Source organism: Vagococcus penaei (assembly GCF_001998885.1).
Taxonomy (GTDB): Bacteria; Bacillota; Bacilli; order Lactobacillales; family Vagococcaceae; genus Vagococcus; species Vagococcus penaei.
In genome coordinates, this window is sequence record NZ_CP019609.1 from 258,767 (window position 1) to 284,828 (window position 26,062).

The 26,062-nt window shown below is 34.8% G+C and carries 25 protein-coding genes; 6 read left to right on the forward strand and 19 right to left on the reverse strand.

Annotated elements, in window-relative coordinates; all coding sequences use genetic code 11:
- Positions 1–2: 2 nt before the first annotated feature.
- The 4 genes from BW732_RS01200 to trxB form a co-directional block, all read right to left on the reverse strand.
- A complete protein-coding gene (locus BW732_RS01200) occupies positions 3–1,286 on the reverse strand; it encodes a homoserine dehydrogenase (protein WP_077275073.1) in 1,284 nt (427 codons plus the stop codon).
- Between the two features lie 146 nt (positions 1,287–1,432).
- Positions 1,433–1,735, reverse strand: coding sequence for an ArsR/SmtB family transcription factor (locus BW732_RS01205; protein ID WP_077275074.1), 303 nt, complete (start codon positions 1,733–1,735; stop codon positions 1,433–1,435).
- A gap of 30 nt (positions 1,736–1,765) precedes the next feature.
- Positions 1,766–3,493, reverse strand: a complete 1,728-nt coding sequence (locus BW732_RS01210; protein WP_077275075.1) for a phospho-sugar mutase — start codon at positions 3,491–3,493, stop codon at positions 1,766–1,768.
- 135 nt (positions 3,494–3,628) lie between these two features.
- A complete protein-coding gene (gene trxB, locus BW732_RS01215) occupies positions 3,629–4,543 on the reverse strand; it encodes a thioredoxin-disulfide reductase (protein ID WP_077275076.1) in 915 nt (304 codons plus the stop codon).
- 179 nt (positions 4,544–4,722) lie between these two features.
- Between trxB and BW732_RS01220 the strand changes: the two genes are divergently transcribed.
- Positions 4,723–6,081 carry an MATE family efflux transporter gene (locus BW732_RS01220; protein ID WP_126844229.1) on the forward strand — a complete coding sequence of 453 codons (1,359 nt, stop codon included), beginning with the start codon at positions 4,723–4,725 and terminating at the stop codon, positions 6,079–6,081.
- A 59-nt stretch (positions 6,082–6,140) separates the two neighbouring features.
- Here the strand turns inward: BW732_RS01220 and BW732_RS01225 are convergent, their stop codons facing one another.
- Complete coding sequence (locus tag BW732_RS01225; RefSeq protein ID WP_077275077.1) at positions 6,141–7,229, reverse strand: YncE family protein; 1,089 nt, start codon at positions 7,227–7,229, stop codon at positions 6,141–6,143.
- Between the two features lie 205 nt (positions 7,230–7,434).
- Here BW732_RS01225 and BW732_RS01230 point away from each other — a divergent pair, with 205 nt between their 5' ends.
- Together BW732_RS01230 and BW732_RS01235 are read left to right on the forward strand one after the other, a co-directional pair.
- On the forward strand, positions 7,435–8,337 hold the full coding sequence (locus tag BW732_RS01230; RefSeq protein ID WP_077275078.1) for an ABC transporter ATP-binding protein: 903 nt from the start codon (positions 7,435–7,437) through the stop codon (positions 8,335–8,337).
- On the forward strand, positions 8,337–9,113 hold the full coding sequence (locus BW732_RS01235) for an ABC transporter permease (RefSeq protein ID WP_077275079.1): 777 nt from the start codon (positions 8,337–8,339) through the stop codon (positions 9,111–9,113). The genes BW732_RS01230 and BW732_RS01235 overlap by 1 nt, the downstream gene beginning before the upstream one ends.
- Positions 9,114–9,204: 91 nt before the next feature.
- Here the strand turns inward: BW732_RS01235 and BW732_RS01240 are convergent, their stop codons facing one another.
- The 3 genes from BW732_RS01240 to pepI all read right to left on the reverse strand — a co-directional run bounded on the left by BW732_RS01240 (position 9,205) and on the right by pepI (position 11,820).
- Positions 9,205–9,669: a hypothetical protein gene (locus BW732_RS01240; protein WP_077275080.1), complete on the reverse strand. Its 465-nt coding sequence runs from the start codon at positions 9,667–9,669 to the stop codon at positions 9,205–9,207.
- Between the two features lie 166 nt (positions 9,670–9,835).
- Positions 9,836–10,903: a M24 family metallopeptidase gene (locus BW732_RS01245; RefSeq protein ID WP_077275081.1), complete on the reverse strand. Its 1,068-nt coding sequence runs from the start codon at positions 10,901–10,903 to the stop codon at positions 9,836–9,838.
- Between the two features lie 35 nt (positions 10,904–10,938).
- Positions 10,939–11,820, reverse strand: coding sequence for a proline iminopeptidase (pepI, locus tag BW732_RS01250; RefSeq protein ID WP_077275082.1), 882 nt, complete (start codon positions 11,818–11,820; stop codon positions 10,939–10,941).
- Between the two features lie 181 nt (positions 11,821–12,001).
- On the opposite strand from pepI, the gene BW732_RS01255 reads away from it, so the two are divergent.
- From BW732_RS01255 to BW732_RS11460, 3 genes are read left to right on the forward strand one after another with little or no spacing between them, the layout of a single operon-like run.
- Positions 12,002–12,889 (forward strand): cation diffusion facilitator family transporter, encoded by an 888-nt coding sequence (locus BW732_RS01255; RefSeq protein WP_077275083.1) that lies wholly within the window; start codon positions 12,002–12,004, stop codon positions 12,887–12,889.
- Positions 12,886–13,992: an NAD(P)/FAD-dependent oxidoreductase gene (locus BW732_RS01260; RefSeq protein ID WP_077275084.1), complete on the forward strand. Its 1,107-nt coding sequence runs from the start codon at positions 12,886–12,888 to the stop codon at positions 13,990–13,992. Before BW732_RS01255 ends, BW732_RS01260 begins: the two co-directional genes overlap by 4 nt.
- A gap of 60 nt (positions 13,993–14,052) precedes the next feature.
- The gene (locus tag BW732_RS11460; RefSeq protein ID WP_169834148.1) at positions 14,053–14,220 is read left to right on the forward strand and encodes an SPJ_0845 family protein; all 168 of its coding nucleotides are present in this window, start codon (positions 14,053–14,055) and stop codon (positions 14,218–14,220) included.
- Between the two features lie 49 nt (positions 14,221–14,269).
- Here the strand turns inward: BW732_RS11460 and yihA are convergent, their stop codons facing one another.
- The 11 genes from yihA to BW732_RS01315 form a co-directional block, all read right to left on the reverse strand.
- Positions 14,270–14,851 (reverse strand): ribosome biogenesis GTP-binding protein YihA/YsxC, encoded by a 582-nt coding sequence (yihA, locus tag BW732_RS01265; protein ID WP_077275085.1) that lies wholly within the window; start codon positions 14,849–14,851, stop codon positions 14,270–14,272.
- Positions 14,852–14,922: 71 nt separating this feature from the next.
- Positions 14,923–16,677, reverse strand: a complete 1,755-nt coding sequence (locus BW732_RS01270) for a sensor histidine kinase (protein WP_077275086.1) — start codon at positions 16,675–16,677, stop codon at positions 14,923–14,925.
- Positions 16,667–17,386, reverse strand: coding sequence for a response regulator transcription factor (locus BW732_RS01275; RefSeq protein ID WP_077275087.1), 720 nt, complete (start codon positions 17,384–17,386; stop codon positions 16,667–16,669). Before BW732_RS01275 ends, BW732_RS01270 begins: the two co-directional genes overlap by 11 nt.
- Positions 17,387–17,474: 88 nt before the next feature.
- Positions 17,475–18,362 carry a phosphate ABC transporter substrate-binding protein PstS family protein gene (locus BW732_RS01280; RefSeq protein WP_077275088.1) on the reverse strand — a complete coding sequence of 296 codons (888 nt, stop codon included), beginning with the start codon at positions 18,360–18,362 and terminating at the stop codon, positions 17,475–17,477.
- A 226-nt stretch (positions 18,363–18,588) separates the two neighbouring features.
- The gene (clpX, locus tag BW732_RS01285; RefSeq protein ID WP_077275089.1) at positions 18,589–19,854 is read right to left on the reverse strand and encodes an ATP-dependent Clp protease ATP-binding subunit ClpX; all 1,266 of its coding nucleotides are present in this window, start codon (positions 19,852–19,854) and stop codon (positions 18,589–18,591) included.
- A 245-nt stretch (positions 19,855–20,099) separates the two neighbouring features.
- A complete protein-coding gene (tig, locus tag BW732_RS01290) occupies positions 20,100–21,383 on the reverse strand; it encodes a trigger factor (protein WP_077275090.1) in 1,284 nt (427 codons plus the stop codon).
- 98 nt (positions 21,384–21,481) lie between these two features.
- Positions 21,482–22,420 carry a hypothetical protein gene (locus BW732_RS01295; protein WP_077275091.1) on the reverse strand — a complete coding sequence of 313 codons (939 nt, stop codon included), beginning with the start codon at positions 22,418–22,420 and terminating at the stop codon, positions 21,482–21,484.
- Positions 22,421–22,517: 97 nt separating this feature from the next.
- The gene (locus BW732_RS01300; protein WP_077275092.1) at positions 22,518–22,751 is read right to left on the reverse strand and encodes a YkuJ family protein; all 234 of its coding nucleotides are present in this window, start codon (positions 22,749–22,751) and stop codon (positions 22,518–22,520) included.
- A gap of 102 nt (positions 22,752–22,853) precedes the next feature.
- On the reverse strand, positions 22,854–23,717 hold the full coding sequence (locus BW732_RS01305) for an NAD(P)-dependent oxidoreductase (protein ID WP_077275093.1): 864 nt from the start codon (positions 23,715–23,717) through the stop codon (positions 22,854–22,856).
- 72 nt (positions 23,718–23,789) lie between these two features.
- The gene (locus tag BW732_RS01310; protein WP_077275094.1) at positions 23,790–24,806 is read right to left on the reverse strand and encodes a lysylphosphatidylglycerol synthase transmembrane domain-containing protein; all 1,017 of its coding nucleotides are present in this window, start codon (positions 24,804–24,806) and stop codon (positions 23,790–23,792) included.
- Between the two features lie 12 nt (positions 24,807–24,818).
- Positions 24,819–26,045 carry a glycosyltransferase family 4 protein gene (locus BW732_RS01315; RefSeq protein ID WP_077275095.1) on the reverse strand — a complete coding sequence of 409 codons (1,227 nt, stop codon included), beginning with the start codon at positions 26,043–26,045 and terminating at the stop codon, positions 24,819–24,821.
- Positions 26,046–26,062: the final 17 nt, after the last annotated feature.

Here is a 26,062-nt window from a genome sequence, read left to right on the forward strand (position 1 = left end):
TTCTATAACACTTTATAATAAGCATGAACAACAACATCGGGAATATCTCGAAAGGCAGCTAAAATGCAATCACGTTGTGCCAAAGTCATCTCATGAGTAATTAATGCCACGTGAGCTGCATCCGGACTAAACACTTCTTGATTGATTTGTTTTAAGCTGACTTGCTGATTTTCCATAATTTCAGCAATTTTCTTGAAGATACCCATTTCATCAGGAACGCTTAGCGAAAAATAATATTTTCCACGAGTTGATTTTTTAGGAATTAGTTTAGTATCCGTATCAAACGTGTGAAATGACTGACCTAGTCTTCCACTTTGCCACTCTTTAGCAATAGTTAATACATCACTCAAAATACTAGTTGCTGTGGGAGTTGCACCTGCACCAGGTCCGTAATACATCGATTCCCCAATTCCTGTACTTTTGACAAAAATAGCATTCATTTCATTTGACACACTGGCTAACGGATGAGTTTTCGCAATAAAGACTGGTGCGACATCAACAGCTACTCCCTCTTTTGTGATCAAAGTTGTTCCTATTAATTTGATAACGTAACCTAATTTACGAGCAGACTGAATGTCAGAGGCAGTCACATGTGTAATTCCTTGGCGTGTCACGTCGTCAATCTTTATAGTCATCCCATAAGCAAACTGTGTCAGAATAATCATCTTATAAACAGCATCGATTCCTTCGACATCATTTGTTGGATCTTGTTCAGCAAAGCCTAAGCGTTGTGCTTCAAGTAATGCTTCTTGGTACGTTAAACCAGATATTGTCATATTTGTCAGCATATAGTTAGTGGTACCATTAACAATGCCGTAAACTATTTCAATTGCATCAGATGAGAGACTTGATGAAATTGTCCGTAAAATAGGAATACCACCCGCTACGCTCGCTTCATAGTAAAGCGCACATGCATTTTCTTTGGCAAGTTGCTGTAGTTCTATACCACATTGCGCCATTAAATCTTTATTTGCAGTCACGACATGTTTTCCAGATTTTAACGCTTGACTAATTGCCGTTTTTGCTGGTTCAATTCCACCAAGAACTTCAATGACCACATCAATAGTCGGATCATTGATTATCTCAGCCATATCTGTCACTAAAGTCAAATGATGACGCTCAGCTAATGCCTTTTTTCTGTGACTATTTCGAACAAAAACTTTTGCTAAACAGCTATCTAGTCCAGTGATTTGTTGTACTTTATAACGATAATTCTCAAATAATTCAACTACACCAGTTCCAACCGTTCCTAGACCTAACATACCAATTCTCAATTTTTTTCCCATACAGCTGCCTCCAGTTTTTTCATGATAAGTTCATCATATTTTAATCTTATTCTTTATTATACAGAACTACTAAAAAAAAACTAGACTATTTCCATCTAAACGATACGTCTGGCTAAGTATCATCGGAAAATAGTCTAGTCTCATATTTAATGATGTGCTAAATGTTTAAATGTTTGCGTTAAAATATCCATAACGTGGTGGTCATCAATCGAATAAAATACCGTTTTTCCTTCTTTACGTGGTTTTACAATGCGATGATCACGCAAAAGTTTTAACTGATGCGATACTGCAGACTGCTCCATACCTAAATGATCAGTCAATGCTGTCACGTTTAACTCCTTGCTCGCTGCTAGAGCTAATAAAATATTGACACGTGTTGGATCACTCAATGTTTTATAAAAGCGACCAATTTGTTTTACTTGTTCTTCTGTCACGTCGTTAAATCCCATAGTAATCCCCCCAAAAGATTTTCGACTAATTTAGTTTTGTTCTGCAATTAAAGTATTAACACTTGCAAGAACATTTTCAAAAATGTCTTCTGCCTCTTCATTTGTTTTAGCAGTTGCACCAATGTAAAACTTAATCTTTGGCTCTGTACCCGATGGTCGAATGGCAATCCAGCAACCATTCGCTAAAATAAATTTCAGTACATTAGCATGTGGTTGCCCAAGTGGTTTTACTTCACCATCGGCATCTGTAGACTCACCCGTCGCATAATCTTCCGCATAATCTACTAAATACGATCCAAAGGTAGTTGGTTTCTTAGCACGTACAGTAGCCATTAAATTTTTAATTTTATCTAATCCCTCAATACCATCCATAGTAATTGAAATTGTTTTTTCAATAAAATAACCAAATTCTTGATAAAGATCTCGTAATCCATCATATAAAGTTTTTTGCTGATCCTTATAATATGCGGCCATTTCAGCAAGTAAGACTAACGCCTGGATAGCATCCTTATCACGAGCAAACGGTTTAATCAAATAACCATAGCTTTCTTCAAAACCAAAAATAAATTCTTTCGTCCCATTTTGCTCATACTCTTTAATTTTTTCCGCAATAAATTTAAAACCAGTTAGCACGTTTACCATCTCGACATTAAAGTTTTTACAAATTGTCGTAGCCAACTCGCTTGAAACAATTGATTTTAAGGCGACTGCTTGATTAGATAGTTGATTGGCATTTTTTTTAGCCACAAGAATATAGTGTAACATTAAGCTACCCAATTGATTTCCTGTCAACACTTCATACTCACCATTTGGCATGCGAACTGCAGCTCCAAGACGGTCAGCGTCAGGATCAGTAGCAATTAATACATCTGCATTTTTTTCTTTTCCTAGTCGAATCGCATATTCAAAAGCTGAATGTTCCTCTGGATTTGGTGACGCAACAGTAGAAAAATCTGGGTCAGCAATCGCTTGTTCAGGCACTAATTCGACACTATCAAATCCGGCTTGTTTCAAGGCACGTTCACCTAACATTTTCCCTGTACCATGTAACGGTGTGAAAATTAGGGTTAAATCTTTTCCAACACGCTCAACTAATTCATGATTAATCGTCACTGACTCCATCATTTTTAAATAGCGACGATCCATATCCTCGCCAATAATCGTAATATAATCTTTCGCAGACTTTTGATCCAATATATTAATATCAAGTGGGTTAGTCACACTACGAACATAATTTGTCACCGCATCAGCAGATTGGGGTGGCATTTGACCACCATCTTCGCCATAAATTTTAAATCCATTATAAGCAGCAGGATTATGACTTGCAGTAATCATAATTCCAGCAATACAGCCTAGTTCACGTACAGTAAATGATAATTCAGGCGTAGGTCGTAAACTCTCAAACACAAATGACTTAATACCATGAGCAGCTAAGGTTTCAGCAGCTGCCATAGCAAATTCTGGTGATTTATGCCGACAATCATAGGCAATTGCTACACCACGTTGTTTAGCTTCGTGACTTTTAGAATCAATAAATAATGCTAATCCTTCCGTCGCTTGACGAATCGTATAAACATTCATCCGATTAATCCCTGCACCAATAATACCTCGCATTCCTGCTGTACCAAACTCTAGAGGTGCAAAAAAAGCATCTTCTAATCGTTCAGCGTTTCCCTCAATCTTTTCTAAATCTACCCTAACTGATTCTTCAAGTGCATCAAAATTTTTCCACTGTTGATAAACATCTTTCCAAGACATATACGTCACCTCAAATTTTCTACTTACTACTAAATTAGTCCCATTATAACATTTTATTTCAGTGAATTGGAATAAAAAAAAGCGAATTCATTGCTAATCTAGCAGACTAGCAATGAATTCGTTAATCATATGTCCTTACGCATTCTCTTGAATATAATTATAAACTTCTTGACCAGCAATACTACCGTCACCAACTGCGGTTGCAATTTGACGCAGAACCGTTTTGCGTACATCGCCCACCGCATAAACACCTGGAACAGCCGTTCTCATGTGCTCATCAGTTAAAATCCAACCATCTGTGTCAGTAATACCCAGATTAGTAAATGGTTCAGTTAATGGATCTAAACCAATGTAAATAAATACTCCATCTGCTGGGAAACTAGTTTGTTCTCCAGTTAAGGTGTCTTTTAGTGTAATCGACGTCACTTTCATTTCATCACCTTGAATATCAACGGGCACTCGATTCCACATGAAATCAATTTTATCATTTTTAAATGCTCGCTCTTGTAAAATCTTTTGCGCTCGAAGTGCATCACGACGATGAATAATTGTGACTTTGCTTGCAAATTGTGTTAGGTACATCCCTTCTTCAACAGCTGAGTCACCACCACCGATAACAACTAAATGACGGTCTTTAAAAAAAGCACCATCACAAACGGCACAATATGACACACCGCGCCCTGCATATTTCTCTTCACCTGGAATACCGATTTTACGGTGTTCACTACCCGTAGCAATGATTACAGTCTTACCTTCATAAGACTCATCTTCACAAATTACTAATTTAGTCGCACCTTTATCTTCAATACTTTGAACGGTACCATAAGTGTTTTCAGCACCAAATTTTATCGCATTTTCGTACATTTTTAATGCTAACTCAGGGCCTTCAATCAAATCAAAGCCAGGATAATTTTCAACCTCACTTGTATTCATCATTTGGCCGCCAGGTGCACCACGTTCAATAATTAAAACCGACAAACCGGAACGTGCAGCATAGAGTGCGGAAGTCATTCCAGCAGGGCCAGAACCAATAATAATTACATCATACATAAACTAATTCCTCCAATTCATAGTACCATTACTTTACCCCCAGCTTATTTAAATGTCTATCTTTTTGTTTACTTTTAATGACACATCAAATACTCACTAAAACTTATTGACTTATTCTTAGAAACAGCTAAAATACTAACGGAGTACCTATTTTATGTAAAGGAAGGGAAGGTGACTCAGTGGTAACAATTAAACGTTTTTTTAGTCGACAAAACATCTCTGACAAAGAATTACTATTTTTAAGTTGGCCCATTTTTGTTGAGTTATTTCTAAGAGTTTTTATCGGTAACGTGAACGTTTGGATGATTGCTCAATATTCAGAGCCTGCCGTAGCGGCTGTTGGTTCTGCTAACCAATTATTAAATTTATCAGTTTTTATTTATGGTTTCATTACTGTTGGTGCTCAAATTATTATTGCACAATTAATTGGAGCAAAAAAACATGAGGAAATTATTCACGTTATTACAACGGCGCTAATTGGTTCCTTGGTTTTAGGAATTTTAATCAGCAGTGTTTTCATGTTATTTCCCGAGCAACTATTGTTTTTTATGAATTTACCGCCTGAAATTATTGAAATCGGTGTCAATTATTTGCAAATCTATGGTGCTAGTTTATTTATTAGTTCAGTCATTGCTGCAATTATCGCAACACTCCGCAGTCATGGTCAAACTCAAGCAGCCTTAATTATCCCAACAATTGCTCTCTTCTTCGCCTTACTCGGAAATTATATTGCTTTATATAGTCCCTTTGGCTTACCACATTTAGGCGTTGAAGGTCTAGCTATGTCAGCCGTTTTCAGTAACTTTATTGCCTTGATTTTTGCCTTTATTATTTTAAATCGGGTTATTGGTTTTAATATTTTAAAATTAAAATTTTCCGATTTTTCACGGGCAATGTTGAAACGAATCTTAACACTTGGCTTACCCTCTTCAGGAGAGAATTTGTCTTACACAGCGTCACAAGTTGTTGTTACCATGATTGTCGCTTCGCTAGGTCCGAATATGCTAATTGCTAAATCTTACGTTACTGCAATTACACAATTTGTCTATCTTATTGCGGCCTCCCTTAGCCAAGGAAACCAAATAATGATTGGACGGAATGTAGGGGCTAAAGAATTCGACCGTGCGTATAATCGTGGCATGCGAACGGTTATCATTGCCATTATTTGTACAGCCGTGATTTCCGTCATCACATGGTTTGCGATCGTGCCTATCATGCATATTTTTACTTATAACGAAGAAATCATTGCTATTGCTAAAATTATTTTCTTGATTGATATCTTTTTAGAGATTGGTCGAACAATTAATATGGCAATGGTCGGCTCACTAAATGCTGCAGGAGATGTTAAATTCCCATTAATTTGTAGTTTAGTTGTTTTATGGGTAATTAGTTTACCATTTTCTTATTTACTAGCGTTACCACTACATATGGGCTTAGTCGGCGTATGGTTAGCCTATACAATTGATGAAGGTCTTCGTGCTGTTTTTATGATTAAACGTTGGCGTTCTGGTATCTGGCGAACTAAAAGTAATATTTAATAACATAATGATGTCTATCAAAAAAGCGGCTAAGTCAATGTGACTCAGCCGCTTTAATATTAATCAGTAAGAAGTTTATTTAAATTTAACATAATCACCCGATCAACTTTAGTAATTACTGGATCATCTCTAAAACGTTGAGTCCCTGATTCAAAGATAGTATATAACTGACCATCATGTGCCGTAATTTGTTCTAGATAGGGTGGTGCTTCAATCGTTTTAATCACTTCTTTATCTAAATATCGAGTTGATTTTTTAGTATCTGGATAAATTAAAATTTTTGAATTTTCCGGCCCATAAGATTGCGATAAAAGTAAATAATCACGATAAAAGGTAATCCCTTGAATTCCGTGAACAATTTTTGCTAATTCACTAGGTTTCAACCCTTTATTTTCCAGAGTTAACCGCGTTTGATTTTTTAAACCTTTAATTAATTGGCCATGTTCATCTATGTGGTATTCTCCTAATACACCTTCTGCTACTTCAGAAAAATAACCTACATATATTTTTTGATCATGATACGTAATAAATGATGCTCGGTCAATATCATCTAATACAACAAACTGACCATACTTAACAGGTTGTTTATTGGGTTTTAGGTGATAGTTTTCCAACGTTTGAAGACTAATTGACGCAATTGCTGCCTTTCCCTCTGGAGTAATATCGCACACCCAAATATTTTTTGTCTGATGGTCATATGTTAGCCCGCCAACATGAGGTTTTCCTTGTAAAACAACAGTTTTTAAATAGCTGTGTGTCTGCCTATCGAGTACATAGATAACAGAATTATGTTCTTCATCATGACTATACGCACTAATCAAGAGATAATCTTCAGTTACTGTTACTCCTTGTGGATCCATTGATTTGCTCTGACTGAGTTGCTTATTTTTGTGAAGCATTAAAGATTCTGTTTCAATCAATCCAGGAATAATATACGTACCGAATTCTTTTCCAGAACGTTTGTCTAGATTACTAGCTTGATAAAAAGCCGGATAAGCAGCTAGAGCATGTCGTTGTTCTTCCAAATTATATAGTGTGGCGTTGACATTAGTTCCCTCTTTCAGACTAGCTTTGTTGTCATTGAATCGACAACCATTAAGACCTACCAGACACACGAATAATATCATAATAACTTTTAAATATTTCAATTAGTATATCCCTCCCGATAAAACAAAATCTATTCTAACTTATTTATCACATTTTTTCCAATTTTATTCTAAATTAAGTACTTTTCACATAAACAAAATATTATTATTTTTATTGTAAAACAATAAAAAAATATTGACTTACCATATATTTTTAGTGTAAAGTTACCTTATAGATTTTAAACGCGTCTTATAAAGGGGAATCATTATGGTTAAAACAGTGCTGTCAGTTAAAAATTTATCAAAAAAAATTAACGAGAAAATCATTATCCATCGCCTTAATTTTCGTGTTCAATCAGGAGAAATTTATGGTTTTTTAGGACCAAACGGGAGTGGTAAAACGACAACCATTCGTATGATCACAGGATTAATTAAACCTTCGGCTGGTCATGTTACTATTTGTGGACATGATATACAACTAGAACCAAAAAAAGCATTAGCAAATATCGGTGCAATTATTGAAAATCCAGAATTATACCCGTATATGACAGGCAAACAAAATTTAGATAATTTTGCACGAATGTACCCAAAAAAGATCTCTCAAAAACAAATTCGTCGAATGATTAGTTTAGTTAATTTATCTGACGCCATTCATCAACCAGTTAAAAATTACTCACTAGGTATGAAACAACGCTTAGGAATTGCTCAAGCTCTTTTACATCAACCGAAAGTCTTGATTCTAGATGAACCAACCAATGGCCTTGATCCGGTGGGGATTCGTGACCTACGACTATACCTAAAAAAATTAGCACATCAAAACGACATTGCAATTATCGTCTCTAGTCATTTACTAAGCGAGATTGAGTTAATGTGTGATCGTGTGTTGATTATTGATCATGGCAAATTTATTACTGAAAAAGACTTAAGTAGCTATCAAACAAACAACAGCAGACAATATACGTTCAAAGTATCCAATACAACACATATTTCCAATTTTTTTAGTGCTACTACCATCAGTGATATAAACCACTTTACTATTAACTGTTCCGAGGAACATATTCCTGAAGTAATAAAAAAACTTGTTCAATCTAACATTGATATCTTTAGTATTACCCAACAAAAAACGTCACTTGAAGAAGACTTTATCAATATGACACGAGGTGAAAAATAATGGCACAATTAATTAAAAATGAACTACTTAAAATTGGTTATAAAAAAACAATTTTTGTTTTTTTTATCTTTATCCTTTTTTTACAGATAACTTCCGCTTTTTTTATTCGAAATTGGTTGCCAGTTACTGAGCGTTTTTCAAGTTTTGCCACTTTCACGCAACTAAATTTCACTTTTTTAATGCCATTACTCACGATTTACTGTATCAGTTTAATTGTTCGGTCAATTGCGGAGGAATATTCCCAAGGAACTATTAAACAACTACTGATTCGACCGCACTACCGGACAAGTATTTTATTATCTAAATTAATCGCTATTTTTTGTATTAGCTTACTATTAATAATTAGTATTCTACTATTTTCAAGTCTAATTGGCGGTATCCGCTTTGGCTTTGTCACTGATGACTTTTCGATAATTTTACTTTTGCGCTACACTATTTATAAAACGATACCAGTAATTTTTTATACAACATTAGCTTTTCTAATTGTTACGATAACTACAACTACTATTTTACCAATGACCATTTCTTTACTTATCGTGTTGACTCAAGATACCTTAAACCAATTAGTTAGCCTGGCACTAAAAAAGCAAACAGATTTTTTTATTCTAACGCATATGAACATACATACATTAGATAAAGAACCATTACTATCAGAAGGTGGTAGTATGTTAAAAAATCATTTTTCACTTCTATCCTCGCCACTTTATATTTTGGCTCACCTTATCTTGATGATTATGATTGCTTGTATTATCTTTAAACGACGGGATGTTTTATAATTTATCCTAAAAAAATTGACTAATTTTTCTTTTTCATAGAGAAAAATTAGCCAATTCGTTATTTTATTTTAAAATTTTACCAAGTATTATTTTAGTGTAATTGTTTTTCAAAAATTAATTTAATGACAGGAGGAATCGAAGAAACAATAGAAATAACATCTGTTATTGTAACGATTTCATAATGTTCAATTGTTTCACCAGTAGCCTGCATAAACTCTTTTACAAAAGTTTCTTTTAAGACATACTGTAAGAAATCTGAGCCCGTATGTCGACGAAAACTATGCCACTCAGAATATACTGTCTCTTTTTCATGACTAAATGCGCGATCAAGAACTTGCATTGCAATCACTTCATCAAAAAAAATAGTAATTGCTGGTAAATATGGGTCTATTTTTTCTAATGAACTATCCGCAAAACTAAAATCACTTTGACTAGACGACTGCATGAATTCTTCTTTAGCTAGTTGTTGGACATCAATTTGAACGCTATTTTTACCATAAGAAATTTTACTAAGCATAATTTCATTTGATATACCTGTCAATTGCTTATAAATCATTGTCAACCCTCCTAACTAATACAAGATACCTTAAAATTAATATAACACATTTGTTCATTTATAAAAAGACGTTTGTCGATATTTTTATATCATTATTTTATAATAATTGAAATTAAAGAGACGTTATAAAAAAGGAACGTCTATAAAACAGCCCGCTCCTCATTCCTTATAATTCAATTAAATCGTGCGATAAGTAAATCATATTATCAATTCCGTCAGCAGTAATGACAACTTGATCTTCGATTCGCACTCCACCCCAATTGGGTATATAAATTCCAGGCTCAATTGTCAAGACCTGATTTTCTTTTAGCACAGCTTTAGAATCTGCTCGAATATGTGGTAACTCGTGTAACTCTAAACCAATCGCATGACCAATATTCCAATAATGGTAGTCAAAATAAGGTGTTCCTTTAATAGGATTAATTGACTGCTGATAAATATCAGTTACAGGGATACCTGCCCTCATAGCTTCTTCGGATAAACGAACCATTTCTTTTTCAAGTTCGTAGACTTCACGTTGCTGCTCATTTGCTTGTCCAACGACTACTGTACGTGTCATATCCGATAAATATCCATTAAATTGGCAGCCAAAATCCAATAAAACAAAATCACCGTATTGTATGGCACGATTTGATGGAATCCCATGTAATAATGATGTATTCGGACCCGAAATCACAATATTTCCATAAGGTTGCGTATCTGCTCCTTCAAAAACCATATATGCTGCTAACTTAGCAGCAATTTCTTTTTCAGTCATACCTACTTGAATATCTTCTAATATCCGGTTAAATGCTCGACAAGCAATATCACAAGCAGCTCTTAAATTAGCAATTCCATCTGGTCGCTTAATCACTCGAAGACTATCGACTTTTTGATCTAATGGTACTAGCTCACAGGTTATTTTTTTTATTAGGTCGTTGAACATTGCCACTGTGACTGAAGTATCTTCAAATCCAATCACTTTTAGTTGTTCTTTCTCGATGATTTCCTTAATACTATCTCCTAACGTACGACCTGGCGTTCGCCAATTAATAATCTCGAAGCCTCTTGTTTCCTGATTGGCCTGTTCGATATACCTAGCATCAGTAAATAAATAGTGTTTACTTGGTAATATTAGTAAATAAGCATCCTCTCCATGATATCCACTAATGTAACGTACATTTGCTTTTTTTACGATTAAACAAGCATCTAAATGATTCTCCTTTAAAACTTGATACAACTCCTCAATTGCCACTACTTAATCCCCTACTTTCTCGAGTGTCTTAATTATTATCTATTATTCTGTAACCACTGACTTAGTAATGTTTGATAGGCCTTATGTTCATCCACAAAAGGCATATGTCGACTTTTTTGAAATAACTCCCAGCGCGAATTAGGAATACGATCATACATTGTTTTAGCAATAAATGGTGTACATAAATCGTCAGTCCCACTTGTAATTAATGTTGGTACTTTTATTTCAGCTAATTGATTTGTATAATCAAACTCTTTTAGTGTCCCCGTCGGTTGATATTCGTTAGGCCCCCATGCGGTAACATACGCTTCAATCCCAGCCTGTTTTTTCCGTCTTAACGGTTCAGGAGATGAAGCAGAAGGCTGATCGGCAGCATGACGTTGCATAAAATGATCATTCGCCAGTAGATAACGAGATTGCGTGTAATCACCAGTCAACTCAGCTTGTTGAATGGCTTGCTGTTCTTCTAATGGTAAGAGTTTAATTAGTCGTTGTTGCTCAGTAGCCCATAATTTTGAAGATGGTAAAGTACTCGATAAAATTAAGCTTTTAATTCCTTCTGGTTGATAGTCACAAATATATTGAATCGCCATCATGCCACCCCATGACTGGCCTAGTAAATGTATTTCGTCTAACCCTAAATACTTACGTAAAGCGATTAATTCCTCAATCCAGGTCTCTGCTGTCCAAAGATCTGGGTTAGAAGGAATACTTGACAATCCACATCCTAGTTGGTCATACATAATTAACTGATGACCGGACTCCACCAAGCCATCAAGTACCTCAAAATAATTGTGGGTTGAACCAGGTCCACCATGTAACAAGACAAGTGGCGCTTTATCTGGTTGTCTTTTCCCTACTATGCGATAATATGTTTGATAGCCTAAATAAGGCATATATCCTTCAGTAATTGTCATCTATCATTCCTCATTTCTTTCTGGATAATCACATTATTTTATCATATAAACGTCATAATTTACTAATACTACTAGAATAAATACTAACTAATTTTTAGGACAACTTAAATTTTTTTTATCCTCTTTTCTAAATATGCCTTTTTTTGTTATACTTGCTAACAGTGATTAAAGGAGGCTATTTATCGTGGTAAATCGAAGTGATCAATTAAAACAGGCAGAAAAAGGGGCATACGTCAGTCTAATTGCTTATATAGCAATGGCTTTGCTCAAAATAACGGTCGGAAATTATGCTAATTCAGAGGCCCTTTCTGCAGATGGGATTAATAATTTTACAGATACCATCGCTGCAATTACAGTGATTATTGGTTTACGATTATCACGTAAACCTGCAGATAATGACCATCGCTATGGCCATTGGAAGGCTGAAAATGTTGCTAGCTTAATTACATCATTTATTATGTTTGTTGCTGGTTTTCAAGTCTTATCGCAAGCTTTGACTAATATTATTCATCGTCGAATCGAATCTCCAGAACCCATTGCAGCAGCTGTCGGTCTTTTCTCTGCCGTTGTGATGATTGCCGTTTATTTGTACAATATGAAACTAGGTAAACAATATACTAGTAGCTCTTTAGTTGCTATGGCAAAAGACAACTTAAGTGATGCTTTAACGAGTATCGGGACTGCCATTGCTGTATTTGCTTCAACATTTAAACTACCAATTCTAGACCAAATTACAGCGATTGTCATTGGATTAGTCATTTTAAAGACTGCTTTCGATATTTTTAAAGAAAGTTCGTTCTATCTATCAGATGGTTTTGATTTAGACCTACTTAAACTTTATAAAGAAGATATCTTGACCGTCGATGGTATTAAAGAAGTTCCTGTCCTTCGTGCACGTAATCTAGGAGCCAACATCTTTTTAGACGTAACGGTTCGAATGAATCCTAACTTGACTGTCAAAGAAAGTCACGATATTGTTGATGATATGGAACAACAATTACAAAAAAAATTCAACATTTTTGATATTGATGTTCATGTTGAACCTTATGAAGGAGACGAGATAAAATGACTCAAAAAATTGCCGTCATTGGTGGGGGTATTGTAGGATCAACTGCTGCTTTTTATTTATCCAAAAATCAACAGGATATTTTACTTTACGACGATAGTCTTGGTCAAGCAACGAAAGCGGCCGCTGGAATTATTTCACCTTGGCTTTCACAAAGGCGAAATAAGGAGTGGTACCACTTAGCAAAATCTGGGGCAGCCTTTTACCAACAACTAATGACTGATTTAAATTTACCTGACCACACGTCAATCTACCAACAAACTGGCACGATTTTATATAAAAAAAATCAAACATTGCTTGATAAACTGACCCATCTAGCGCAAACACGCGTTATAGAAGCACCTACAATTGGGGAAATCACGCAATTATCTCCGGATACGATTAAAGAATTGATACCCCCGATTGACAGTGAGCAACCAGCTTTATTTATTTCAGGTGGCGCAAAAGTAGATGGTCAGTTGTTAATTAAGGCCCTACAAGACTCATTACAAACTATTATCCGCGACCGTGTCACTCAAATTGATTATCTGAATACCGGACAATGGCGAATCCGAACAGCATATTCTGAGAATCTCGTTGACAAAATTATTCTCTCTGTTGGCGCTTGGCTACCTGAATTACTAACTCCACTAGGTTATGAAGTTGATATTCGACCTCAAAAAGGACAATTGATTGAATTACAATTGTCAGATGATACAACTAATTGGCCTGTTGTAATGCCTGTTGGAGAAATTGATTTAATTCCATTTCAAAATGGCCGCTTAGTTGTCGGGGCTACTCATGAAAATGATCAAGGCTATGATTTAACACCTGACCCAAACCTATTAAAACACTTGCAAAATTCAGGTGCAAAATGGATGCCACAGACAGCAACGCTACCTATAGAAAAAATTCGAGTAGGTACCCGTGCCTATACATCTGATTTTTTACCATTTTTTGGTGAAGTAACAACACTTCCAAATATTTTAGTTGCTTCTGGATTGGGTTCGTCAGGTCTGACAACGGGACCAGTCATTGGTAAATGCCTAGCAGACTGGATACTAGAAAACGATACGGCCTTTGAGTCGTACCGTTATCGTCCGAATGACTATATTAAAAAGTCATAATCTTTTCATATTTTTTTGTTACACTAGTTTTTAGGGATATTTAAGAGAGGAACGATGACCATGGGATTGACTTACCGTAAAAAAGATAGCTTAGAAAAATTATTTGAAGAATTTGCTATTGATCCAGATGCTAAAAAGGATACTAAAAAAACAGACCTGTCGAAAAATGAATTAGACAAGCAAAAAATCACCGACATCACAACGTTATACTGTAAATGTGGAGTCTAGAAAATAGCGTAAAAAAACCAATCTTTCACTAAATGAAAGATTGGTTTTTTTATAGATATTGCTCAATTGCTGCCCAAGCAGCCTCTTTGCCCATACCAGTTTCTGAAGAAAAAACGACAAAATCATCGGCTGGATCAAATTCCAATTTTTTCTTGATTGCTGACTCATGTTTATTCCATTTTCCACGTGAAATTTTATCTGCTTTTGTTGCCACAACAATTACTGGAATATTGTAATATTTTAGAAACTCATACATTTGAATATCATCTACACTTGGATCATGACGCATATCAATTAGTGAGATTACGGCTTTTAATTGTTCGCGTTGTGTTAGATAAGTTTCAATCATCTGACCCCATTTCGCACGCTCAGTTTTTGAAACTTTTGCATAGCCATACCCTGGCACGTCCACAAAATGTAAGGCATTTTCAATTAAATAAAAATTTAGTGTTTGTGTCTTTCCTGGTTTACTGGACGTACGTGCCAGCCCTTTACGGTCAATTAGAGTATTTATAAATGATGATTTACCAACGTTAGAACGCCCTGCTAGAGCAATTTCTGGTAACGGTGTTTTAGGATATTGTTCTGGTTGCACCGCGCTAATCACGATTTCTGCATTATGTACTTTCATGTCATTCACTTCTTTCTATTAAAATCTCTTCTATCATAACAAAAAAAAGCTAGAATGAACACAGTTCTCGTTCACTCTTTGCTTTCTATTGGTATTTTAACAATTACCGTTGTTCCTTCACCAAGTTCACTAGTTAATTTAACGGTACCACCTAAAATTGAGACATAGTGCTCAACAATTGATAATCCTAGACCAGATCCCCCAGTATTACGTTGCCGTGATTGGCTCACTCGGTAAAAGCGTTCAAAAATACGTGCCATATCTTTTTCAGAAATACCAACACCAGTATCTTCAACAGTAAAAATAAATTGTTGCTCTTGCTCAACTAGATAAATAAAAATTTGACCTTGTGGATTAGAATATTCTATTGCATTTTCCAATAAATTTTTAACAATTAACTGAAAAGCATTCCCAGGTAATAAATATTTCTGCGTTACAGCACTATCAAATGTAACCTTTATTGCTTTTTCAGCTAATTTATACTGATAACGTTCTAATTCTTCTTCAATCACTATTTTAGGACTAGTCGAAACTGAATCTAATAAATAAATATCTTTTTCTGTTTTTAACAGCATCATAATATTTTGAATCAAATTTAATAAACGCTGACTTTCCGCTTCAATAATTGTTAGAAAATCAGTGGTTACTTCAGGATCATCTTTTGCACCATTCAATAAGGTTTCAGCAAACCCCATAATAGATGTCGTTGGCGTTTTTAACTCATGTGAAATATTGCTAATAAAATCTTCGTGCAAGCGTTCAATTTGGCGAATATCAGTAATATCATAAATAATTCCGACATATTCAATTTCATCAGTATCAGACTCTAACAATTGAATTCTAACATTTAAATACCGCACCTTAGGCCCAGTTAACTTGATATCCCCTTGAGTAGGTTGCTGAGTTTCTTTGGCCTCCTTAATCAAATTAGACAATTGCTGATGCTGAAACCATTGATCAAATGGCATTACACTAAATGATTGATTAAATAGTTGCTCAGTCACACGATTCGCTAATACAACATCAAGTGATTGATTTAAAATAAAAATACCAATTGTCACATTTTCAAATAAAAAATGCAGTTTGGTTTCATTTTGAAGTTGCTTATAATATAACATAGTTGTCTCATCCATTAATTCATAGACTGTTTGATATAATTCTTCCCATTCTTCAGGTGCACTTACAACTGCTTGTTTTTGTTGGGGATGCCGAATCGCATTTTTTAAAATAGGTAAAATAAATTGTAACGGTTTTTTCGTTTGCTTGATAATATAAAGATACATCACTAAAACTGCCAATCCTATCAATAAAAAGACTCCAAAAAGATTCCATTGAAATTGTTTTAAATGACTAGAGATGCCAGTATATTTTTCAGACAAACGCATGATGCCAATCAATTGATTCTCATGATAAATCCCTTTAGCCACGTAAAGATATTTTTCACCAATCGTTTGGCTTTCTCGAATTGCCACCCCAATCTCCTTTTGATTTTCTAATATTATCTGAATTTCAGGCCGCTTATCTCGTGACCCTTTAGCATTTAATTGTTGGGACGAATCATAAATAATTGTTCCTGTTACATCTAGAATCGTTAAGCGCTCATTATCAGGAATACTTTGGTTAAATTCTCTTGTAGGAATAATCAATTTCCCTGATTGATTGACAAATGGAACTAACACATCAATTTCAGTCTCTAATTTTTCTTGCTGCTGATTAATCACTTCTGCTTTAAAAAAATAGGTGGTATAAATACCACCCACAATAAATAGTGTTGCAACAAATAAAACAATCAAGCTCGGTTTAAAAATCTTTTGTTTATTTTTCATGACGCTCTGGCTCCTGAAATTTATAACCAAAGCCGCGGACGGTAATAATATATTTAGGCTTTTTAGGATCAACTTCAATTTTTTCTCGAAGGTGACTCACATGAATATCAACTGTTCTCGATAAATGATACATATCATCTTTCCAAATCGACTGCATCAATTCATCACGACCAATAATCCGATTCACCCGTTGCATAAAATAAATAAGTAACTCAAATTCTTTTTTAGTAAAAATAATTTCCTCATCATTTTTCAAGACCCGATAAGCATCAGGGTAAGCAACTAGTTCACCTATTTCAATTGGTTTATAATCATTATCTGTCTGTTCAGTGGATTTTGGCAAATGCTCAAATCGGCGCTCGACCGCTCGAATTCTTGCAACCAATTCCCGTGGACTAAAGGGCTTCGTTAAATAGTCATCAGCGCCCATCTCTAACCCAATAATTTTATCAACTGTGTCATCTTTAGCAGTTAACATGATAATCGGCGTGTTTATTTTTTCTTTACGCAAGCGCTTAATGACATCAAAACCATTTAACTTAGGCAACATTAAATCTAGAATAATAAAATCATAGACCTGACTCAATGCTGCATTAACAGCTTCTTCACCATCGTAAGCAATATCTACGACAAAGTTTTCTTTTTCAAGATTATATTTTAACAGTGTTGTGATACTTGGTTCATCATCAACTACTAACATTCGTTTCATAATGGAGAAAGCATCCTTTCTAACAATTGTTTGCTTCAATTATAGCATAAGTTCAAACAATTCCTCGAAATTTAATTCAGTCGAGTCACTACTTAATTGTCCCATCGACAGACCGTTCAACTGACATACCATTAATTGGAATATAACCTAATTCTTTGACAACATTTTTTTGAACGTCATCACTTTTCACATAGTCAACAAAGTCAAGCACACCTTTTTTTGCATCTTTTTGGGTATACATGTGCTCATAAGCCCAAATCTTCCAAGAATTATCTTGAACATTTTCATCTTTTGGTTCGACATTATCAATAGCTAAACCTTGGATTGACTCGTCAATATATGAAAAAGCTAAATAACTAATTGCTCCAGGTGTCTCGGCAACAATTTTTCTAACTGTTCCTGAAGAATCTTGTTCTTGTCCCTTAGCAGGTTCTGCGCCCTCTAAAGCCCACTGCTCAAAAGTTGCACGCGTTCCACTTCCAGCAGCACGATTGATTAATTCAATTTTTTGATCTTTACCACCAACATCTTTCCAATTAGTAATCTTGCCTGTAAAGATGTCTTTCAATTGGTCAGCAGAAACAGTCTTCACACCAGTTTCTTTATTAACAACTGGAGCGACACCGACCACTGCCACTCGATGGTCTTCAATTTTTGATGAGTCAATCCCATCTTTTTCTTCAGCAAATACATCGGAATTCCCAATATCAACTGCTCCACTTGAAACCTGTGTTAATCCTGTCCCACTTCCTCCACCTTGTACAGTAATTGATGCATTAGGATTATCCGTCATATAAATTTCAGCAACCTTCTCAACTAATGGTTGTAACGCAGTTGAGCCAACCGCTGTGATTTCTACTTTCTCATTTGCTGTATCTTTCCCACTAGCACTGCTTTTCGTTGTATCGTTATTGCCACAAGCGGCTAAACCTACTAATAAACCAACTGTTGATAAAGATAATAAGATTTTTTTCATGTTTGTAATAGCTCCTTTGTTTTTTTATTACAAACGAAGTGTAACAAGTCTTTGTAAATTTCAAACCAATGATTGTGTAAAGTTACTGTAAAATCATTAAATTATGCCTGATAATTACTATTTTCACTTTAAAATACCCCTTTTACGTACAGTTAAAGTAAATTTTTAGTCGATTGTTTACAAAAAAAGAGCCAAGTTTAAACTTGGCTCTTCTAGATAATAAGCTTTATTTTTTTACTTTTTTCAAAGTTAATTCAGGTTGACCACTTCCGTCAACAGCTTCTTTGGTGACTGTGATTTTTTCGACATCTTCACGTGTTGGAATATCATACATAACATCCATCATAATATCCTCAATGATTGATCGCAAGCCACGTGCCCCAGTATTACGTTCAATTGCTTGACGTGCAATTTCGTTTAAAGCGCCTGGAGTAAATTCTAAATCAACCGCATCTAAAGATAATAATTTTTTGTATTGTTTAACCAAAGCATTCTTAGGTTCAGTTAAAATACGCACTAAATCAGCTTCTGTCAACTTCTCTAAAGAAGCCATCACTGGTAAACGACCAATAAATTCAGGAATTAAACCAAATTTTAGTAAATCTTCTGGAATAATTTGTGACATAATACTTTTTTCTAATGCTCGTTTTTGGTTAGTTGAGCCAAAACCAATCACTTTTTCACCTAATCGTTCTTTCACAATCGTTTCAATACCATCAAATGCACCACCAACAATAAATAAAATATTCGTTGTATCAATTTGAATTAATTCTTGTTGTGGATGTTTACGTCCCCCTTGAGGTGGCACGCTAGCGACAGTACCTTCTAAAATTTTCAAGAGTGCTTGTTGTACACCTTCACCTGATACATCACGTGTAATTGAGACATTTTCACTTTTACGAGCAATTTTATCAATCTCATCCACATAAATAATCCCATGCTCAGCTTTTTCAACATTAAAATCAGCTGCTTGTAATAATTTTAAAAGAATATTTTCAACATCTTCACCCACATAGCCAGCTTCTGTTAAACTTGTTGCATCAGCAATGGCAAATGGTACATTTAGTGTACGAGCTAAAGTTTGAGCTAGGAACGTTTTCCCTGAACCAGTTGGTCCAATCAAGCAAATGTTACTTTTTTGTAATTCCACTTCGTCATCTACAGATGTATCCGCATCCTCATGATCTTCAAGTGTCATTTGTTGTACACGCTTATAATGGTTGTAAACGGCAACAGCTAAGACACGTTTTGCACGTTCTTGACCAATCACATACTCATTTAAAATTTCTAAAATTTCTTTTGGTTTCAAAACATTAATTAAATCTGATGCCATATCATCTTGCATTTCTTCATCGATAATTTCTTTACATAAATCAATACATTCATTACAGATATAAACACCTGGTCCCGCTACTAGTTTTTTGACTTCATCTTGTGGCTTACCACAAAACGAGCACCGAACATCTGTTTTTTCTCCAGTGTTGTCATACATGCACACTTACCCCCTATTTAAAAAAGGCCTACTAAAAGGCCTAGACTATACAATTAATCTGTTCTTCATCTAATTTATAGTACCATAATAATGTAGCGATTGCATCAAAAAAGATGCGGAAAATAGCTTATCACAAATCATTTAATATGTCAAAACTCTCAACACCATAGACTAGAATTTTCTAGAATCTACAATGTTGAGAGCCTATTACAGATTAATTAACTAGTTATAAAGAAACTTAATAATTACGCTTCTTCTTTAGCTGTTGATGTAATAACATCAACGGCACGTTTCATTTTAATATCATGAGATAACATATCTTTACTTAATGCATTACGGACTGCATCTTCGTCAATGCCGTATTGTTCAGTTAATTCTTTAATTTCTGCATCAATATCAGCTTCTGTTACTTCATAATTTTCAGCAGCTACAATCGCTTCAATCACTAAATTAGTTTTCACACGTGGTTCAGCTTCGCCTTCAAATTGTTTATGTAAATCAGCTTCAGTTGTACCAGTCATTTGATAGTACAATTCAGGTGAGATACCTTGACGTTGCATATTGTTTAAGAAATCATTCATGCCACGGTGAACTTCATCGTGAACCATAACTTCTGGTAAATCAATAATTTCTGCATTTTCAACAGCTTTTGCAATTGCAGCTTCTTCAATTGCTTCTGCTGCAGCAGCTTCTTTTGATGAAATTAATTCAGCTTTTACTTTTTCACGTAATTCAGCTAATGTTTCAACATCTTCGTCGATATCTTTAGCAAATTCGTCATCTAATTCAGGTAATTCTTTAGCTTTTACTTCATGAACAGTTACTTTAAATACTGCTTCTTGGCCAGCTAAATCTTCCGCTTGGTATGCTTCTGGGAAAGTAACTTTCACTTCTACATCATCTCCAGCTTTAGTACCAATTAATTGGTCTTCAAAACCAGGAATGAATGAATTAGAACCTAATTCTAGTGAATAGTTTTCGCCTTTTCCACCTTCAAAAGCTTCACCGTCTTTGAAACCTTCAAAGTCGATAACAACAGTATCACCGTTCACAGCAGCCTCTTCTTTAATAACTAATTCAGCTTGGCTTTCTTGCTTAGCTTTTAGGTTAGCTTCAACCTCTTCATCAGTTACTGTACGATCTTGTGCAGGAACTGTTAAGTTTTTGTATTCACCTAATTTAACTTCTGGTTTAACTGTTACTTCAGCAGTAACTACCCAGTCTTGACCTTTTTCCATGCTAACAATATCGATTTTTGGTTGAGAAACTGGATCAATCCCTGCTTCTTCTACAGCTACCGAATACACTTCAGGTAAAATATGGTTTAAAGCATCTTCATAAAGTGCTTCTTCTCCATACATTTTATTAAACATTTGACGTGGTACTTTCCCTTTACGGAAACCTGGAATATTGATATTATGTTTAATTTTGTCAAATGCAGCTTTTAAGCCTGTTTCAACTTTATCTTGAGGAATTTCAATTGTTAAAATTCCTTCGTTTGTTTCTTTCTTTTCCCATTTTGCAGACATTAAATATACCTCCGAATTATCTGTTTTTACAAGTCATAAAGCTCTTGCACACCCCACAATATTACACCAATTCAGACAAATTGTAAACATTTTTAAATTTATGTGTTTCCAATTGTTAACAAAATTAAAGAATCAATTTGTTTTTGTTGTTTTTTTATGTCGGATAGTTCCGTTAGTGTCTCCATAATTTGCTCACGTTGGAGTAATTCATACTGTATTAAATCTGCCATGATCCAAGTAATCACAAATGAAGCGTCACATTTGATGAAAGGATAAGCATAGCCTACTTGAAGAGTGAGATGTTGTCGTAACTCGGGAATTAGTGACTGCTCAATTTGATACCGGTCAGCTAAATCAGTGAATGTCTTATGATAATAATTAGTTACTTCTTTAAGAGACTTGACATCTTTTGGGACTATTTCCCGTAAATTTTCTTCATAATCACTTAAAAAGAGTGGATTGTTCGATTTTAAAGAAACAAGTTGATTAAACCATTCAGTACGTATCGGACGTATAAGAAGAGGTTCTTTTAGTACTCTGTGGCATAAATTCACAAATGACTTTTGCGATAATTTTTCAATTTGTAGACTAATTATTAATTGTTGTTTAGGTTGATAAGTCGTGATTTGTAATAAATTATCGTAGCACTGCTGTATCTTAGCCGACTCGATTAATTCATATGCAGCTAAAACTTGATCAATTTGTTGACCAAGTTTTGTTTGACATTCAGTACTTAGTTGCTTCTTAATAGTTGCCAATGTTAGATATTTTTCTAATCCAACAGCTACTTGAATATAAGTCAAACTTAAAGCAACGTTGGACAAAAACAAGTGGCGATGATGCTGAATCAACACCCAACATGCTTGATAATCTTTTTCTGACAAGTAACAGTTACTTAATAATTCAATCACTTCTATATTTTGATTAAGTCGATATGCCTCTTCTAGATGTGTTAAAGCAGCTGTCTTATCACCTTCTTCTAGTTTTACTTTAGCTAAAGCTAAATGACGCTCGTATAATCTAGGTAATGATTCCATGATACTCATTCCTTTTTTTAGTATTTGTGACATAAAAAGAATCTGAGACGCCCTCGCTAAATAATTTAGGAGGCCATCTCAGACTCGTTAACTCTCATTAATCTTGTAATAATTCAAAAATTTCTAATGCAACTAGATCAATATCGTCAAATTGATACGTTTGTTGAGTAGCAACTTCAGTCAATTCAAACATGTCACTGTTACTATCAAAAGTAACAATACAACGTTCTTGTCCATCACGTTCAAAACGGCGAACTTGAATTTCACTATCATTAGACTCTATCATGGCACTCAATCTCTTAAGGATTGCTGCTAGTTGGGAATTTTTCATAGAGCTAGCCTCCTTCAAATTAGTTCTGTTTTATTGTAACAGAAAGCTTGCCAACATGCATTGAAAAGTGGCAGTTTTTTTTAAATTTATCAAATTTTTTTATTAATCCCACCAAAGTTTAATCAATGCTTGTGTTCCATCATTGCCAAATCCCTTAGATTCAAGCGATTCGTAAAGTTCACATGCTTTTTCTGTTGCAGGCAATGTCAAATTCATTTTGTCTGCTTCATCCAAAGCAATTTTTAAATCTTTCACAAAATGTTTCACAAAAAAACCAGCTGTATAATCCTCTTTTAAAATCCGTGGGGCATAATTCGTTAATGACCAGTTAGCTGCACTTCCTCCACCAACTGTATCTAAAACTGTTTCTAAATCCAGTCCAGCCGCTTCAGCATAGACTAAAAGTTCAGTCATGCCCGTCATCGTACCGGCAATCATAATTTGATTTGCCATTTTAGTATGTTGTCCGCAACCAGCTGCTCCTTGTAGATTAACTTTACTGCCAAACGCATTAAAAAGTGGCACAACTTGATTGTAAATTTCCTGATCTCCACCAACCATAATCGTCAACGTGCCTTTTTGCGCACCTAAATCACCACCAGATACTGGAGCATCTAAACTGTTTGCACCAAGCTTTTTGGCATGATTATACAGTTTTTCAGCTAGAGAAGGTGTACTAGTAGTTAAATCGACTAAGATTTTATCCCTAACATTCCCCTCAAAAATACCCTCTTTTTCAAAATAAATTGCCTCAACATCTTGCGGATAGCCCACCATGGTGAAAATTAAGTCACTTTGATTAGTTACCTCTTTAGGTGAATCACACCAAGTCGCTCCCATTGACACAACAGTATCAGCTTTTTTCTTAGTCCGATTATAGACAAAGACTTCGTAATTTTCAGCTAGTAAATGTTTAATAATCGATGAACCCATGACACCAGTACCAATAAATCCGATTTTTTTCATCTAATCACCTCATCATAATAATATAACTATTATAACAAATAAAAAAGAAAGTCGCCTAAAAAGACGACTTTCTTAACCAGATTTTATTTTTTTAGGTTTAATCACTAGTGCACCTAATCCTAACAAAATACCAACATAGTAAGTCACAATTCGCCAAAGTAAAATTGCAAAAGCCATCTTACTTGTTAGTGCGATATACGTGCCAAATAACAAGGTAAAACTGTACTCAGCCCCTCCTGTACCTCCAGGAATTGGAAAGAGGGAAATCACCATAATAATAAATGCATGAAAGACAATCACTTGAATTGGACTAACATCATTAACACCCAAAGCTAACAAAATAAAGTAAGGAACAATATAGTAGGCAACTAATTGTAAAATAGTTAATAAGCTAGCTTTAATCATTAAGAGTGGTTGATCCTTTAGATAGCGACTTTCTTCATAAAAATTCGTCATCTTCTCAAAGACACGACGTTTTAACGCTTTGGTTGTAGGCCCTTTTTTTACACGTGTCATCATATTAAAGAACCACGTCACTAATTTATTAGTAAAGGGATACCAGTACATGACCATTAATAAACAAACGACAATAATAAAATGAATAATAAAACTTAGTATAATTAAATAGGTCATTTGTTTTAAGTTAACCGAAATCCACTTAAAACCAAATAAAATACAAACAATAAAATTGATAACAATCCAGACCTGATATACGACAAACTTCATTAAACTGACTGATGTCGCTACACCTGGATCGACCCCTGATTTACTGAGGGCAACAATTTGGGCAGGTTGTCCTCCTGTTGAAAATGGAGTAATAGCATTAAATAAGTGCTCAATTAACGGAATCCGATAAGCATTCCAAAATGAATATTTAGGGTTGGTACGTTTTAAAAAAAGTTGAATGATTTTAGCTTCAATACCCCAGTGAATTAACATACACAAAAATGCAATAATTAGGTAAATGACATGAATATGATGCAATTCATCAAAAATGTCAGCTGATGATACTTCTTTAAATTCTTTGCCAATAACTAGGAAACCTAATAGAAAGGCAATGAATAAATACAAAATATTTTTCTTATTCATGCCAACCCCCTACTAAAATTTATTTTTTAAAAACTTAATGGCCGTCATGCCTTCATCATCTAAATCATTATCGAGCGTCTTATCTTGTTGAAATAAATAATAATGACGATTTGAATCTTCGTAAAATTGCTCGACACGTTCACCAAAGGCAACACTCGAAATATCGTATAGCTTTTTAGAAATATCAGCCTTATCTGGCAAATGTTTATCTTGAATGTATTCAATCAAAGTTGACGCAAATTGATTATTCTCCTCAAAAGTTTGTCCGAGACTTTTTTTATCAAATAGCCCATTTAAATAGCTATTCCCTTTCGCAACGACTTGTGTTCCAGCAGCCATGGCTTCAGTATATGTTAGTCCTTGCGTTTCTGAATCTGATGCACTCACGAAGACATCAGCAATTTGATAGAAAATCGACACTTTATTGTTGGCAATTTCTCCAGTAAAAATGACATGCTCTTCAATACTCAATGTTTTAACTAATTTTTCCAAATCTTTCTTAAATGGGCCATCACCAACAACTAATAATTTCACTTTTGGAAAAGCATTAACGATATCTGGCATACCATACAACAATGTCTGAATATTTTTTTCATATGAAATTCGGCTCACTGATAATAAGACGATCGCATCTTCATCTAAATGATAAGCTTCTTTTAGAGCAGTTTTCTCAATTTCTGCAACTGGACGAAATTTCTCAATATCAATTCCGGTTGGAATAATTCGTTTTGGTGTCTCAACCCCATATTCTTCTAATTTATCAACAACTCGTTGACTTGGGCAGATAACACCAGATAAATGCTGAATAAATAATCGACTAATATGCTTCACATGACTTGGTCGAATCAATTTCCCGTGAGCAATATAATGCAAATAATCTTCATACATAGTGTGATAGGTATGAACACATGGGATACCTAAACCCTTTGCGGTTAGTTTACCTAGAAGGCCAACACCAAATTCAGTATGAGTATGGATTAAATCTAACTCTAATTCTTTACATTTTGAATAAGCGTACGTCATGCCCCTAACCATAATTCGACGCTCTTTAAAATAAATAAACGGAATACTTGGCATCCTAATGACTCGTGGTTCATCATCACAAGCATTAGGGTCAGTAGTAGTAAAAATATAGACTTCATGCCCTCTAGCCTCTAATTCTTGTTTTAACGTACGGATTGACGTTGATACACCACTGACTTGAGGAAAATACGTATCCGTAAAAAAACCAACCTTCACTTTATAACTACCTCCTA

Bases quoted from the DNA above. Each gene is read 5' to 3' on its own strand.
- BW732_RS01200 (WP_077275073.1), bottom strand. From the start codon at position 1,286: ATGGGAAAAAAATTGAGAATTGGTATGTTAGGTCTAGGAACGGTTGGA.
- BW732_RS01205 (WP_077275074.1), bottom strand. From the start codon at position 1,735: ATGGGATTTAACGACGTGACAGAAGAACAAGTAAAACAAATTGGTCGC.
- BW732_RS01210 (WP_077275075.1), bottom strand. From the start codon at position 3,493: ATGTCTTGGAAAGATGTTTATCAACAGTGGAAAAATTTTGATGCACTT.
- trxB (WP_077275076.1), bottom strand. From the start codon at position 4,543: ATGTATGATGTAATTATTATTGGTTCTGGCCCTGCTGGAATGACTTCC.
- BW732_RS01230 (WP_077275078.1), top strand. From the start codon at position 7,435: ATGGTTAAAACAGTGCTGTCAGTTAAAAATTTATCAAAAAAAATTAAC.
- BW732_RS01235 (WP_077275079.1), top strand. From the start codon at position 8,337: ATGGCACAATTAATTAAAAATGAACTACTTAAAATTGGTTATAAAAAA.
- BW732_RS01240 (WP_077275080.1), bottom strand. From the start codon at position 9,669: ATGATTTATAAGCAATTGACAGGTATATCAAATGAAATTATGCTTAGT.
- pepI (WP_077275082.1), bottom strand. From the start codon at position 11,820: ATGACAATTACTGAAGGATATATGCCTTATTTAGGCTATCAAACATAT.
- BW732_RS01260 (WP_077275084.1), top strand. From the start codon at position 12,886: ATGACTCAAAAAATTGCCGTCATTGGTGGGGGTATTGTAGGATCAACT.
- BW732_RS11460 (WP_169834148.1), top strand. From the start codon at position 14,053: ATGGGATTGACTTACCGTAAAAAAGATAGCTTAGAAAAATTATTTGAA.
- yihA (WP_077275085.1), bottom strand. From the start codon at position 14,851: ATGAAAGTACATAATGCAGAAATCGTGATTAGCGCGGTGCAACCAGAA.
- BW732_RS01270 (WP_077275086.1), bottom strand. From the start codon at position 16,677: ATGAAAAATAAACAAAAGATTTTTAAACCGAGCTTGATTGTTTTATTT.
- BW732_RS01275 (WP_077275087.1), bottom strand. From the start codon at position 17,386: ATGAAACGAATGTTAGTAGTTGATGATGAACCAAGTATCACAACACTG.
- BW732_RS01280 (WP_077275088.1), bottom strand. From the start codon at position 18,362: ATGAAAAAAATCTTATTATCTTTATCAACAGTTGGTTTATTAGTAGGT.
- clpX (WP_077275089.1), bottom strand. From the start codon at position 19,854: ATGTATGACAACACTGGAGAAAAAACAGATGTTCGGTGCTCGTTTTGT.
- tig (WP_077275090.1), bottom strand. From the start codon at position 21,383: ATGTCTGCAAAATGGGAAAAGAAAGAAACAAACGAAGGAATTTTAACA.
- BW732_RS01295 (WP_077275091.1), bottom strand. From the start codon at position 22,420: ATGGAATCATTACCTAGATTATACGAGCGTCATTTAGCTTTAGCTAAA.
- BW732_RS01300 (WP_077275092.1), bottom strand. From the start codon at position 22,751: ATGAAAAATTCCCAACTAGCAGCAATCCTTAAGAGATTGAGTGCCATG.
- BW732_RS01305 (WP_077275093.1), bottom strand. From the start codon at position 23,717: ATGAAAAAAATCGGATTTATTGGTACTGGTGTCATGGGTTCATCGATT.
- BW732_RS01310 (WP_077275094.1), bottom strand. From the start codon at position 24,806: ATGAATAAGAAAAATATTTTGTATTTATTCATTGCCTTTCTATTAGGT.